A 13,541-nucleotide genomic window follows, 5' to 3' on the forward strand; every position below is an offset into this window, starting at 1 on the left:
CACAAGGTCATGGGGTACGACCCCGGGCCCTGACTCTCGACAACGGCGCCGGGACCAGGGCCGGTCGCACACGGCGACCGAGCGGCAGCCCGCCGCACGACCGCCGCTCCGCACCGGAGAACGGCTCCCGCACTTTGTGCGGGCATGCCAAAGGTCCCACCGTGCTGGTGCCGCCGTGGCGGCGCCTTCGTCACCCCCGGTGCCCCCGGAGGTGCCGGACACGGCTCAGACGCCCGCGCCCAGCACCGAGTTGATCTGCTGCGGGTCGCCGCAGACGATCAGCAGTGCACCGGCCCGGGTGTGGGCCAGCGGGAGGGTGGTGGCGGCAGCGGCGTCGGGACCGCCGTTGACGGCGACCACGACCACGGGACGGGACGCGGCACGGGAGGCCATGTCGGCGCCCGTGTAGAACACGTCGTCGCCCGCCTCGTGCTGCGCCCAGTAGGCGGCTTCACCGAAGGACAGCTCGTGGGTGGCCCACGGATGCTGTTCGCCGGTGGTGATCACCAACACGTCACCGGGGGCACGGCCGGACTCCAGAAGCAGGTCCACTGCTTCCTCGGCGGCGTCGAGCGCGCCCTCGGCCGAGGCCGGGATCAGCTGAATCTGCGGGCCCGCCGCGGCTGCGGCAGGAGCGGCCGGGCCCGTCGGGTCCGGCTTGGTCGCGGCCACGTCCCGCGCAACCCGTTGCACCGGTGCCGTCGGCCGCGGGGGGCCTGGACGACCGGGGCGCACGGGAGCCGCGGGGCGGGGGCCGGGTACGGGACGAGGGGTCGGCGCGGTACGGCCACTGGCCGAAGTGGCGCGGGGACCCTGGGCACTCTCGTGAATCTGAGGCTCCTCGGGAATGAGAGGCATGAGCTGTTATTTATCAAACGTTGGTGCGGCTCGCGTGACCGGGTGGCACAACAGTGCGAGCGGAGTCGTCAGAAATCGAAGCCGAGCTGGCCCTCGATCTCCGGAACGCTTCCGTCCGCCCAGCTACGGACCTTCTTGAGGTGCCGCCACTGGGGCAGCGCATCAAGATACGCCCACGACAAGCGGTGGTACGGGGTGGGGCCCCGCTCCTCCAGTGCGGCCTTGTGCACGGGCGAGGGATACCCGGCATTGTCCGCAAAACCGAAGTCTGCATGGTCGATACCCAGTTCGGCCATCATTTTGTCGCGCTGAACCTTGGCGAGCACCGAGGCCGCCGCCACCACGACGCACGACCTGTCGCCCTTGATCACCGTTCGGACCTTCCAGGGGGCACCGAGGTAGTCGTGCTTCCCGTCGAGGATCACCACGTCCGGGCGGACCGGCAGGGCATCCAGGGCGCGCATTGCCGCGAGTCGCAGCGCCGCCGTCATCCCCAGGTCGTCGATCTCCTCCGGAGAGGCATGACCCAGGGCGTAGGCCGTCACCCACTTGCGCAGTTCCTCGGCCAGCTGCGTCCGCCGCCTGACGGTGAGCAGCTTGGAGTCGGTGAGTCCCTCGGGGGGCCTGCGAAGACCGGTGACCGCCGCGCAGACGGTGACGGGGCCGGCCCACGCACCCCGCCCCACCTCGTCGACACCGGCGATGACCTTCGCTCCGGTCGTGGCGCGAAGGGAGCGCTCGACGGTGTGAGTAGGTGGTTCGTACGGCATGGCGCCCTTAGCCTACGCCGCCGCGATCCCCGAGCGACACCCCGGCTTGCCCGACCGGTCCCGGGGTCGTCGCACGGCTCGTTCACGGGCGGACGGGGCGCAGCAGCGGCACCATCAACTGGTCGATCAGCCCTTCGAGATCGCGATCGCTCCATTCACTGGCGCACATCTTGCTGCGGTACATCATCATCGCCGGAATGGCGTCGAAGACATAGCCGTTCGCGGCGTCGGAGCGGACCTCTCCTCGGTCTATCCCGCGCGTGATGACCTCGCGCAGGAGCTTGATGGTCGGCTCCACGACCCCTTCGAAGATCACACCGTGGAAGCGCTCGGCCTGCATTGGATCGCATTCGTGAATCACCGCGCGGAGCGCGAAACCGGGCCGCGAGAACATCGCCCGGCGCACCTGGCGGCACAGCTCCAGCAGGTCCTCGCGCACGGTCCCGAGATCGGGTGCCTCCTCCAGACGCGGCAGTCCGGCCTGCAGGGCGTCGGCGACGAGGTCCTCCTTGGACGGCCAGCGGCGATAGACCGCCGCCTTGCCGGTCTGGGCGCCGGCGGCGACACCCTCCATCGTGAGGCCCTTCCAGCCGACGGTGCTGAGCTGCTCCAGGGCGGCATCCAGGATCGCGCGTTCGAGTACGGCGCCGCGCCGGCGAAGGGAGGCCGTCGGAGCGGGCGCGGCCGTCCAGCGCGAGGTAACCATCTGACGTTCTCCAGCGGAACAGGGGGAAGCGGGGATTCCAAGGCGAGGGGCACGTCGCGCGGCAGCAAGGGGGACGCGACACACGACGGCCAGTTAAGTGAACGCTTGCGTTCTCTGTTGGGGACTCACTACCTTTGACGGGACAGTGAACGCGAGCGTTCACTAACTCCTTTGTGGGGGACCATAGTGACAACCTCTCAGCTGATCCAAGACGAGAAACCACGCACGGCCCGCCGGGAAGGACACCCCGGCATCGCGCTCACCGTCATCGCGGCCTGCCAACTCATGGTGGTACTGGACGCGACGATTGTGAACATCGCACTCCCGCACATTCAAGACGCGCTCAAGTTCAGCACGACGGACCTCACATGGGTGGTCAGCGCCTACACCCTCACCTTCGGAGGCCTGCTCCTGCTCGGTGCGCGAGCCGGTGACATCCTCGGTCGGCGCCGGGTGTTCATGAGCGGCATCCTGCTGTTCACCTTCGCCTCGCTGCTCGGCGGGCTGGCCCAGGAACCCTGGCAACTCCTCGCCGCACGCGCCCTGCAGGGCGTGGGAGGCGCGATAGCGTCCCCGGCCTCGCTGGCGCTCATCGCCACCACCTTCCCCGAAGGCCCGGAACGGAACCGGGCCTTCGGCGTCTTCGCGGCCGTGTCCGCGGGCGGTGGAGCCATCGGCCTGCTCGCCGGCGGCATGCTCACCGACTGGCTCGACTGGCGCTGGGTGCTCTTCGTCAACGTGCCCATCGGCATCCTCATCGCCACGCTCACGCCGCTCTACATCAACGAGTCCGAGCGGCACCCCGGGCGGTTCGACATCGCGGGCGCCCTGACCTCCACCCTGGGCATGGCCTCGCTCGTGTACGGCTTCATCCGGGCCTCCGAGGACGGCTGGCGCGACAGCCTGACCCTCGGATCCTTCGGCGCCGCGGTGGTCCTGCTGCTGGCCTTCGTGTTCATCGAGAAACGGGCCAAGGAGCCGATCACCCCGCTGAAGATGTTCGCCGACCGCAACCGGTCCGGCACCTACGTGATCATGCTGAGCCTGGCCGCCGCGATGTTCGGCATGTTCTTCTACATCGTCCTGTTCGTGCAGAACGTGCTGGGCTACAGCCCGATCAAGGCCGGTGTGGCCTTCCTTCCGGTCACGGCCGCGATCGCCGTCGGCGCGGGTCTGTCGCAGCGGTTCCTGCCCACGCTCGGCCCCAAGCCGTTCATGATGGCCGGCTCGGCGCTCGTCGTGGTCGGGCTCACCTGGCAGGCCTTCATCACGCCCGACAGCTCCTACGTCGGCGGAGTGCTCGGCCCGATGCTGGTGTTCGGGTTCGGCATGGGCCTGAACTTCGTGACGGTGACCGTGACGGCGGTCTCGGGTGTCGCCCAGCACGAGGCGGGTGCGGCGTCCGGCCTGCTCAACGCCACGCAGCAGGTGGGCGGTTCGCTGGGGCTGTCCATCCTGACCACGGTCTTCGGCACGGCCAGCAGGGACGAGGCGAAGACGCAGCTGCCGAAGTTCCTGGCCAACGGCACGCCGGAGCAGAAGGCGGAGTTCGCCAAGACGCACCAACTGCCCGCGCCCTGGGGGCACGAGGTGCTCGCCCACGGCATCTCTACAGCATTCATCCCGGCCGCCGCGATGGCCGTACTCGCCCTGACCACCGCCTGGCTGGTGATCAAGGTCCGCAAGAGCGACCTCGAAGCGCTCGCCGGGTCGGTGGGCGCGGGAATCGGCTGACCCGACCGGGTCCGCGCAGAACCGCGGACGGCCGGATCGTGCCCCGAGGGCAGCCAGCGGGGGCAACGGTCCGGCCATCCGCACGTCGGCCACCAAGACCGACCGCAAGACAACCGACAGCCGCAACCACAGTGGTGACGCCACCCTCACCAGCACCAGCACCAGAACCAGGACCAGGAACGACATCACCACACCCCCTGCCCCGAGCGAACCCTCTCCCCTGCGCGCGCCACCCACGGGCCGCACAGCCGATGCACGAAAAACGGGCAACTATCACGCAGAGTTCCCGACGGACACGGAGAGTTTCAAAGGCGTGGCGAGCAGCCCACCTTCGGCAGAGCGAGCGTCATCCGCCCGCAGCCACCCAGCCCGGCAGCGCCTCGGTCCGCTCCACCCACTCGGTGGGCGGCGTCCCGGCCTTGCCGGCCGCGAGCACGCCGCCCACGATCGCGCAGGTGGTGTCCACGTCACCGCCGACCTGGGAGGTCGTCCAGAACGCCGTCTCGTAGTCACCGAGGGCGCGTGCGGCCGACCAGAGGGCGAAGGGGACGGTGTCATGGGCGCTCGTACGCCGACCGCAGCCCAGGACGGCCGCGACGGTGCCGGCGTCGCCGTAGTCGAGCATGTCCCGGGCGCGTCGCAGGCCCGCGCCCACGGCGCTCTTCGGCACCAGCGCGACGACCCCGTCGAGGAGAGCCTCGGCGCTCGGCGGGCCACCGGGGGCCGCGGCCAGCGCGGCGGCCGCGGCGACGGCCATGGCGCCGACGACGGCCTCGCGGTGCTGGTGCGTGGGGTACGCCGAGATTTCCGCCTGGTGGGTCGCCTGCTCCGGGTCGTCCGCGTACCAGGCGCCCAGCGGCGCGATCCGCATCGCGGCACCGTTGCCCCAGGACCCCTGGCCCTTGAACAGGGCGGAGGCCAGCTCACGCCAGTCGCCGCCTTCCCGGACGAGCCGCAGCAGCCGGTTGACCGCCGGGCCGTAGCCCCGGTCGAAGTCGTGGTGCTCGGCGAACGAGAGGGCCAGCGCGTCCTGGTCGATGCGGTGGTGGGCGGCCAGGACGGCGACCACGGAACAGGCCATTTCCGTGTCGTCCGTCCACTGCCAGGAGCCGGACGGCAGCTCGCGCCGCTTCAGCAGCGGGTAGTTCGCCGGGACGAAGAACTGGGAGCCGAGCGCGTCGCCCACCGAGAGGCCGCGCAGGCTGGACAGGGCGCGCTCCAGGCGCCCTAGAGAAGAGGAGTCAGAGGAAGAGGAGTCAACGGTCATCGCCCTGCCACTCTATCCGGTGACCCAGTACGGCACCGGGTCCCGCCAGCGCTCGAAGGGCCGGTCGAGCGTGTACTTGCCGTCCTCCCCGAGAACGAGCATGCGCATCTCGGCGTTCCCGGGGTTGGACAGCGACTCGAATTCGGCGACCGTCCAGTGGAACCAGCGCATGCAGAACAGCCGCATGGCCAGGCCATGGGTCACCAGCAGCACGTTCGGCGGGTGGTCGGGGGCTTCGAAGCTGCGGAAGAGGCTCTCCAGGAAGCCGCCGACCCGGTCGTACACGTCGGCGCCGGACTCTCCCTGCGGGAAGCGGAAGAAGAAGTGCCCGTACGCGTCCCGGTAGGCCTTCTGGAGGCGTACGTCGTCGCGGTCCTGCCAGTTTCCCCAGTCCTGCTCGCGCAGCCGGGGCTCCTCGCGCACCCGTATGAGGTCGGGGTCGAGGTGGAAGGCGCGGAAGGTCTCGTGCGTGCGTCGGTACGGGGAGACGTACACGCTGACGCGCTCCTGCCCGAAGATCTCCCGGATCCGCTTGCCGGTCTCCTCCGCCTGCTGCAAGCCCCGCTCGGTGAGGGCCAGGGCGTGGTCGGGTTCACGCTCGTACACGGAGTCATCAACATTGCCCGTTGATTCGCCGTGCCGGACAAGGACGATGCGCCGTGGTCGTGCCATGCCAAAACCCTAGATCGGGTTACGCCCGATCGAGCACTCGCAAGGGCTTCATACGGCGTACGTCACACGAATCCCGCACCACGGATCACACAAGGGCACACCCTTCACGCCTCCGGACGTCACACCGTCCAGGTCGATTCCAGCTCCACGATGTCCCCCGTGAGGGCGGCGACGTCGGCCTCCGTCTGGGCCCGCAGGGCAAGGCGTTCGATGCGCTCGGTGCGGTATTTGCCGTGCTCGGCGGCCGACCGCCACATCGACAGGACCAGGAACTCGTGCTCGGGTGCCTCGCCGAACATCCCGCGGATCATGCCGGGCGAGCCGGCCATGGCGGGGTTCCAGACCTTCTCCTGCATCAGGGTGAAGTGCTCGACGCGCTCCTCGTGGATGCGGCACAGGGCCACGCGGATCAGGTCGGTGTCGGTGAACCTCGGCTCGAACCCGGTCTTCACGTCGAACCGGTACTCGAACAACTTCACCTGCGCGTCCTTGAACGTGCCGAACTGCGACGTCGCCAGTCGGTCGTGGGAGCGGGCCATGAACGAGTCGTAGAAGGCGCGGCTCTCCCAGAAGGCGAAGATGTGCGCCACGCCCTGCCGCTGCCGGCTCCAGCCCCCGCCCTGTCCCCGAAACCCCGGCTCCCCCAGAAGCCCCGCCCATTTTCGCTGTCCCCGTTCGAAGCCGCGGCGGTCCACCACGGTGCAGCGAATCCACTTGACCAGCACCGCGCCATCGTAAGGCCATGGACCGTGACAGCGGTCACGCTCCGGCGAAGATCACCCGCGCACACTCCCCCGCGTACATGGCACGATGGACAACGAGCCTTGACTTCCAGGAAGTTGGGGCAGAGAGGCCTCTAGGGGGAAGGGGAAGTTGGTGAACGGCTTCAGCAAGGGGATTCGCAAGGTCGAGGTCGCACTGAAGTGGGACCCTAGTCCGGCCGGACAGCCGCCCACCGATCTCGACATCGTCGCCGCGACGTACGTGACGGGCGACCTGTACGGCGCACCGGCCTATCTGGTGCACTTCGACAGCCGTTCGCCGGACGGCACGATCTTCCTCAACCGGGACAGCAAGGACGGCAAGGGCTTCGGCTGGGACGAGGTCATGACGCTCGAACTCGACCGGCTCGACGGCCGGTACGCGCGCGTGGTGGTCGGTGTCGTCATCCAGCAGCGCGAGGCGGAGCGTACGTTCGTCAACGTCCGGAACCCCGCCGTGCGCATCCGAGAGGGCTACGCCGTCCTGGCCGAGGACGAATTCGCCTCGGTGCTCGGGGCGACGGCGGCGACGGTCGGCGAGTTCACGCGGGACGAGTCCGGCGGGTGGGCCTTCCAGTCCGGCGTGTACGGCTACGAGGACGACCCGGCGACCTTCACCCGGCACATGGGCAGGGCTCACCAGCCCTGACGGTCATCCGGTGCACGGGGCGACGATCGCGAGCGTCCGCGCCAGTGCGCCGAGGACCGGTTCCCGGTGGGTGGGTGTGCGCGGTGCCTCGTCCGTGTCGCGCCTCCTGACCCCGCGGTCGGCGAGGACGTACAGCATGCGCAGCGTGCGCATGCTGTTCGACGCCCAGGCCGGGACCGGTCCGGGCTCACCTGTGCGGAAGGCCTCGGAGACGGGGGTCAGCCACTGCTCGGACTGGGCTTCGGTCAGCTCCGGATGGCAGAGGATCCGGGCGAGGGCATAGGCGATGCGGTCGTCCTCCTGCGCGTCGAAGAGGTGGTCGGTGGGGGCCAGCAGGCGGGCCACGGCGCACTCGGCGAGTGGCAGCGGCCGCTGTCCGGGGTGTTCGGCCAGGGCCGCGAGCAGGTCGGCGCCGTGGGCGGCGGCGTGCACCCAGCCGAGCGCGGGATCATGCCCCCGCAGATCCGTCTCGGCGGGGTACCAGTCGCAGAAGGCGCGCCACCACTCCTCCCGCCAGGTTCCCGCCTCGACGATCCGGGCCAGGACGAGCGGCGCGAAGGCGCGGGCCTCGACGGCGGTGTCGGCGAAGTGCCGGGCCACGCTGTCGCCGAGGCCGTACCGCTCGTTCGCGTCGAGGACCGGTATCCAGCGCACGGCGGTCGAGTAGGCCCCGTCGTCGCGCACGGCCGGATCCGGTGAGCGCAGGTCCGCGACCAGTGTGCCGAGCGCCGCGGCACGGGCGGGCCCGGAGAGTTCGCGGATGTCACCGTCGTACCTCTGCGATGTGGTCATGAGCGGAGGCTAGGGCCCAAAGGGGCGAGCGGGGACGGAAAAAAGGGCGCCGACTCGATTCTCTTGATCATGCGTGGAGCCTGCCGCCAAGGCGCCCGCCGCAACGAGCGTCACAGACGCCGAGGGCGGTGGAGCCGGTTTCCCGGCTCCACCGCCCTCAACGGTGGTTCACACCCTGACGGTGCCCGACCTCAGCTGCAGCCGCTGGTCGAGCCGCAGCCCTCGCAGATGTAGCAGGAGCCGGCGCGCTGCATCTTCGTGCCGCAGGAGAAACAGAGCGGGGCGTCGGCCTGGATGCCCAGTTGCATCTCCACCAGCTCGGCGCTGGTGTGGGCCTGCTTCGGGGCGGGCTCGGCCGCCTCGGGCTCGGCCTTCGGCGCGGCGACGGCCTTCAGCTCCTGGGCGCGCGGCGCCGACTGGGCCAGGCCCTCGACGTCGACCTCGTCGTCGATGGACGCCTCGTACGAACCGGTCTCCAGGTGACGCTGACGCTCGTCGGCGGAGTGGATGCCGAGCGCGGAGCGCGTCTCGAAGGGCAGGAAGTCCAGCGCCAGGCGGCGGAAGATGTAGTCGACGATCGACTGCGCCATCCGTACGTCCGGGTCGTCCGTCATACCGGCCGGCTCGAAGCGCATGTTCGTGAACTTCGAGACGTACGTCTCCAGGGGCACGCCGTACTGGAGGCCGACGGAGACGGCGATGGAGAAGGCGTCCATCATGCCCGCGAGGGTCGAGCCCTGCTTGGACATCTTCAGGAAGACCTCGCCCAGACCGTCGTCCGGGTAGGAGTTGGCGGTCATGTAGCCCTCGGCACCGCCGACCGTGAAGGAGGTGGTGATGCCGGGACGACCCTTCGGAAGGCGCTTGCGGACCGGGCGGTACTCGACGACCTTCTCGACCGCGCTGCGGATGGTCTCCTCGGTCTTGGCCGTGACCTCGGCCTTCTCCTTCTCCTTGGTCTTGGCGGAGAGGGGCTGGCCGACCTTGCAGTTGTCGCGGTAGATCGCGAGCGCCTTGACGCCCAGCTTCCAGGCCTCGAAGTAGATCTCCTCGACCTCCTCGACGGTCGCCGTCTCCGGCATGTTGACCGTCTTGGACAGGGCGCCGGAGATCCACGGCTGGATCGCGGCCATCATGCGGACGTGGCCCATCGCGGAGATGGCGCGCTCGCCCATGGCGCAGTCGAACACCTCGTAGTGCGCGGGCTTGAGGCCCGGGGCGTCGATCACATTGCCGTGTTCGGCGATGTGGGCGACGATCGCCTCGATCTGCTCCTCCTGGTAGCCCAGACGGCGCAGGGCCTGCGGGACGGTGCCGTTGACGATCTGCATCGAGCCGCCGCCGACCAGCTTCTTGAACTTGACCAGGGCGAGGTCGGGCTCAAGGCCGGTGGTGTCGCAGGACATCGCGAGACCGATGGTGCCGGTCGGGGCGATGACGGACGCCTGGGAGTTACGGAAACCGTTCTGCTCACCGAGGCGGACGACGTCCTGCCATGCCTCCGTGGCGGCGGCCCAGATCGGCGTGTCCAGGTCGTCCATGCGGACGGCCTTGGTGTTGGCGTCGGCGTGCTGCTTCATGACGCGCTTGTGGGCGTCGGCGTTGCGGGCGTAGCCGTCGTACGCGCCGACGACCGCGGCGAGTTCGGCGGAGCGGCGGTACGACGTGCCGGTCATCAAGGAGGTGATGGCACCGGCGAGGGCGCGGCCGCCGCCGGAGTCGTACGCGTGGCCGGTCGCCATCAGCAGGGCGCCGAGGTTGGCGTAGCCGATGCCGAGCTGGCGGAACGCGCGGGTGTTCTCGCCGATCTTCTGGGTCGGGAAGTCCGCGAAGCAGATGGAGATGTCCATCGCGGTGATGACGAGCTCGACGACCTTGGCGAAGCGCTCGACGTCGAAGGACTGGCTGCCCTTGCCGTCGTCCTTCAGGAACTTCATCAGGTTCAGCGAGGCGAGGTTGCAGGACGTGTTGTCCAGGTGCATGTACTCGCTGCACGGGTTCGAGCCGTTGATACGACCGGACTCCGGGCACGTGTGCCAGTGGTTGATCGTGTCGTCGTACTGGATGCCCGGGTCGGCGCAGGCCCAGGCGGCCTCGGCCATCTTGCGGAACAGGGCCTTGGCGTCGACCTCTTCGATGACCTCGCCGGTCATCCGCGCGCGGAGGCCGAACTTGCCGCCCCGCTCGACCGCCTTCATGAACTCGTCGTTCACACGGACCGAGTTGTTGGCGTTCTGGTACTGGACGGACGTGATGTCGTCGCCGCCCAGGTCCATGTCGAAGCCCGCGTCACGCAGGGCGCGGATCTTCTCCTCCTCCTTGACCTTGGTCTCGATGAAGTCCTCGATGTCCGGGTGGTCGACGTCGAGGATGACCATCTTGGCGGCGCGACGGGTGGCACCGCCCGACTTGATCGTTCCCGCGGAGGCGTCGGCGCCGCGCATGAAGGAGACGGGACCGGAGGCGTTGCCGCCGGAGGAGAGCAGCTCCTTGGAGGAGCGGATACGGGAGAGGTTCAGGCCGGCACCGGAGCCGCCCTTGAAGATCATGCCCTCTTCCTTGTACCAGTCGAGGATCGACTCCATGGAGTCGTCGACGGCCAGGATGAAGCAGGCGGAGACCTGCTGGGGCTGCGGGGTGCCCACGTTGAACCACACGGGGCTGTTGAAGCTGAAGATCTGGTGCAGGAGGGCGTACGCCAACTCGTGCTCGAAGATCTCGGCGTCGGCGGGCGAGGCGAAGTACTTGTAGTCCTCGCCGGCCTTCCGGTACGTCTTCACGATGCGGTCGATCAGCTGCTTGAGGCTGACCTCGCGCTGCGGGGTGCCCACGGCACCACGGAAGTACTTGCTGGTGACGATGTTGACCGCGTTCACCGACCAGAAGTCGGGGAACTCGACGCCACGCTGCTCGAAATTGACCGAGCCGTCGCGCCAGTTGGTCATGACGACGTCACGGCGCTCCCAGGCCACCTCGTCGTACGGATGCACGCCGGGGGTGGTGTGGATGCGCTCGATACGCAGCCCCTTGCTGGCCTTGGTGCCCTTGGACCGGGAACCTCGTGCCGGGCCGCTCGCCGTCTCTGTCATGCCGCCTCCCTGTACGGGCTAAAACGCCCTGAAGTGCCACGATGTTCCCGTGACACGGTGTTCTGTCTTGTGTTGCGGGCACCCTCACACTGAAGCCCGCAACAGGTCTCGATCGCCGCCGTCCGGTCGGAACCGGGGTCTCCACCCGGTTCCCGCCCGCCGGTCAGTCGGCGGCGTGGGCGGGCACGGGGACCTCGCCGGTCCCCCCGCGCCCGCAGTCGTCCTCCTGGCTCCCCGCTCCCGCGTCTTCGTCGTCCACGGCGGGGCCTCGCCTCGCTTCCCGCAGTTCCGCGATGGCGGCCTCGAAGTCCTCCAGCGAGTCGAACGCCCGGTAGACGGAGGCGAATCGCAGATAGGCGACGAGGTCGAGCTCCTGCAACGGGCCGAGTATGGCCAGCCCCACGTCGTGGGTGGTCAGCTCGGCGCTTCCGGTGGCCCGCACCGCCTCCTCGACCCGCTGGCCGAGCTGGGCGAGCGCGTCCTCGGTGACAGGCCGTCCCTGGCATGCCTTGCGCACGCCGTTGATGACCTTGGTACGGCTGAAAGGCTCGGTGACTCCGGACCGCTTCACCACCATGAGCGAACACGTCTCCACGGTCGTGAAACGACGGGAGCAGTCAGGGCACTGGCGGCGCCTGCGGATCGACGTGCCGTCGTCGGTCGTACGGCTGTCGACGACACGGCTGTCGGGGTGCCTGCAGAAGGGGCAGTGCATGATCTCCAACCCTCCTCACAGCAGACTCAACAGCCCCGAGAGACCTCATGGGTCCCTCGAAGCAGCCCCAAGCATAGGCGATCGCCGAGGCCCCGAAGACCCGGGGGACCACAACTTGTGGGCTGCTGTAGCAATCCAACCACTAGATGTGGGGATTGGCTCATACATCGAGGCCATACGCGTGTCGCGTGCGTACGGATCGGCACCGCGCGATCGGACCGGCCTCACCCGCAACACGCGCGCGCAGAGCCGTATCGCCAGGGCGTTTACGGGGATACCGTGGGCGCCGCACGGAGGAGACGCAGGACTCCGGCGCAGAAGGGGACCGCCGTCCGGTTGACCGGATTCCGGATGGCAGACTGGGGAAGCGGCCCACAAGGTCATGACCCCGGCGGCGAAGCGTACAGCAACGGGCTGTTTTGTCCGCCAGGGACCGCGTCAGCCATACACCCAAACACATGATCGCGACAGGTGAACCGCGATTTTTCACTCGAACGTGTGTTTGGCGCAACCTTTCGAAAGCAACTACCGTTGTGCAGCAGGGAGACCATCGAGAGGGGCCGACGTGACCACCACCGCAGACAGTGCCACCATCACTGCCCAGGACCGCTCCCAGGGCCGACTTGAGCCGGTGCATGCGATGAACGAAGCCACGAATCCCGAGGGGCACAAGCGCTCCCTGCCTGGCCGACCTCCAGGCATCCGGGCCGACAGCTCGGGGCTGACCGACCGGCAGCGCCGCGTGATCGAGGTCATCAGGGACTCGGTGCAGCGGCGGGGCTACCCGCCGTCCATGCGGGAGATCGGCCAGGCCGTCGGCCTCTCCAGCACCTCCTCCGTCGCACACCAGTTGATGGCACTGGAGCGGAAGGGCTTCCTGCGCCGCGACCCGCACCGCCCGCGCGCGTACGAGGTGCGCGGCTCCGACCAGGCCGTGACGGTGCAGCCCACGGACACCGCCGGCAAGCCCGCCGCGTCGTACGTCCCGCTGGTCGGCCGGATCGCCGCCGGTGGGCCGATCCTCGCCGAGGAGTCGGTCGAGGACGTGTTCCCGCTCCCCCGGCAGCTGGTCGGTGACGGCGAGCTCTTCGTCCTGAAGGTCGTCGGCGACTCCATGATCGAGGCCGCGATCTGTGACGGCGACTGGGTCACCGTCCGCCGCCAGCCGGTCGCCGAGAACGGCGACATCGTGGCCGCCATGCTCGACGGCGAGGCCACCGTCAAGCGCTTCAAGCGCGAGGACGGCCATGTCTGGCTCCTCCCGCACAACTCGGCCTACGAGCCGATCCCCGGCGACGACGCGACCATCCTCGGCAAGGTCGTCGCGGTGCTGCGGCGCGTATGACGGCTGCGGCGGACGGGCCGAAACGGCGCGTCCCCTGACCGGGCCCCGGGACCCCTGCGCCGGTTCCGGGGCCCTGTGCTGTGCGGAACGCGGTCCCGGACCGCATGACATCGCGGGGTGGGGGGGGGCGGCGGCCGGGCCGCCCACCCCCCCCAAACCACCCCCACCCCCCCGAGGCCAGGT

General features: G+C 69.2%; 12 protein-coding genes. 3 read left to right on the forward strand and 9 right to left on the reverse strand.

What is annotated here, in order from left to right; genetic code table 11:
- Positions 1 to 225: 225 nt before the first annotated feature.
- The 3 genes from ACWGKT_RS39200 to ACWGKT_RS39210 form a co-directional block, all read right to left on the reverse strand.
- Positions 226 to 858 (reverse strand): hypothetical protein, encoded by a 633-nt coding sequence (locus tag ACWGKT_RS39200; protein WP_453277420.1) that lies wholly within the window; start codon positions 856 to 858, stop codon positions 226 to 228.
- A 68-nt stretch (positions 859 to 926) separates the two neighbouring features.
- Complete coding sequence (locus ACWGKT_RS39205) at positions 927 to 1,628, reverse strand: ribonuclease HII (protein ID WP_356156094.1); 702 nt, start codon at positions 1,626 to 1,628, stop codon at positions 927 to 929.
- Positions 1,629 to 1,710: 82 nt separating this feature from the next.
- Positions 1,711 to 2,334, reverse strand: a complete 624-nt coding sequence (locus ACWGKT_RS39210; protein ID WP_453277421.1) for a TetR/AcrR family transcriptional regulator — start codon at positions 2,332 to 2,334, stop codon at positions 1,711 to 1,713.
- Positions 2,335 to 2,520: 186 nt separating this feature from the next.
- On the opposite strand from ACWGKT_RS39210, the gene ACWGKT_RS39215 reads away from it, so the two are divergent.
- The gene (locus ACWGKT_RS39215) at positions 2,521 to 4,068 is read left to right on the forward strand and encodes an MFS transporter (RefSeq protein ID WP_356156089.1); all 1,548 of its coding nucleotides are present in this window, start codon (positions 2,521 to 2,523) and stop codon (positions 4,066 to 4,068) included.
- A gap of 346 nt (positions 4,069 to 4,414) precedes the next feature.
- Here the strand turns inward: ACWGKT_RS39215 and ACWGKT_RS39220 are convergent, their stop codons facing one another.
- From ACWGKT_RS39220 to ACWGKT_RS39230, 3 genes are all read right to left on the reverse strand, one after another.
- Entirely contained in the window at positions 4,415 to 5,335 is a 921-nt protein-coding gene (locus ACWGKT_RS39220; RefSeq protein WP_453277422.1) for an ADP-ribosylglycohydrolase family protein, read from the reverse strand.
- Positions 5,336 to 5,347: 12 nt separating this feature from the next.
- Positions 5,348 to 6,007, reverse strand: coding sequence for a histidine phosphatase family protein (locus ACWGKT_RS39225; protein WP_356156083.1), 660 nt, complete (start codon positions 6,005 to 6,007; stop codon positions 5,348 to 5,350).
- A 119-nt stretch (positions 6,008 to 6,126) separates the two neighbouring features.
- Positions 6,127 to 6,732, reverse strand: coding sequence for a YdbC family protein (locus ACWGKT_RS39230; RefSeq protein WP_356156081.1), 606 nt, complete (start codon positions 6,730 to 6,732; stop codon positions 6,127 to 6,129).
- A 151-nt stretch (positions 6,733 to 6,883) separates the two neighbouring features.
- Here ACWGKT_RS39230 and ACWGKT_RS39235 point away from each other — a divergent pair, with 151 nt between their 5' ends.
- A complete protein-coding gene (locus tag ACWGKT_RS39235; protein ID WP_453277423.1) occupies positions 6,884 to 7,417 on the forward strand; it encodes a TerD family protein in 534 nt (177 codons plus the stop codon).
- Between the two features lie 3 nt (positions 7,418 to 7,420).
- Here the strand turns inward: ACWGKT_RS39235 and ACWGKT_RS39240 are convergent, their stop codons facing one another.
- The 3 genes from ACWGKT_RS39240 to nrdR form a co-directional block, all read right to left on the reverse strand.
- A complete protein-coding gene (locus ACWGKT_RS39240) occupies positions 7,421 to 8,209 on the reverse strand; it encodes a DUF2785 domain-containing protein (protein ID WP_453277424.1) in 789 nt (262 codons plus the stop codon).
- A gap of 191 nt (positions 8,210 to 8,400) precedes the next feature.
- Complete coding sequence (locus ACWGKT_RS39245) at positions 8,401 to 11,298, reverse strand: vitamin B12-dependent ribonucleotide reductase (protein WP_453277425.1); 2,898 nt, start codon at positions 11,296 to 11,298, stop codon at positions 8,401 to 8,403.
- A gap of 163 nt (positions 11,299 to 11,461) precedes the next feature.
- Positions 11,462 to 12,013 carry a transcriptional regulator NrdR gene (gene nrdR, locus ACWGKT_RS39250; RefSeq protein ID WP_453277426.1) on the reverse strand — a complete coding sequence of 184 codons (552 nt, stop codon included), beginning with the start codon at positions 12,011 to 12,013 and terminating at the stop codon, positions 11,462 to 11,464.
- A gap of 565 nt (positions 12,014 to 12,578) precedes the next feature.
- Here nrdR and lexA point away from each other — a divergent pair.
- A complete protein-coding gene (gene lexA, locus ACWGKT_RS39255; RefSeq protein WP_235460597.1) occupies positions 12,579 to 13,358 on the forward strand; it encodes a transcriptional repressor LexA in 780 nt (259 codons plus the stop codon).
- Positions 13,359 to 13,541: the final 183 nt, after the last annotated feature.

Source organism: Streptomyces sp. NPDC054794 (assembly GCF_053611585.1).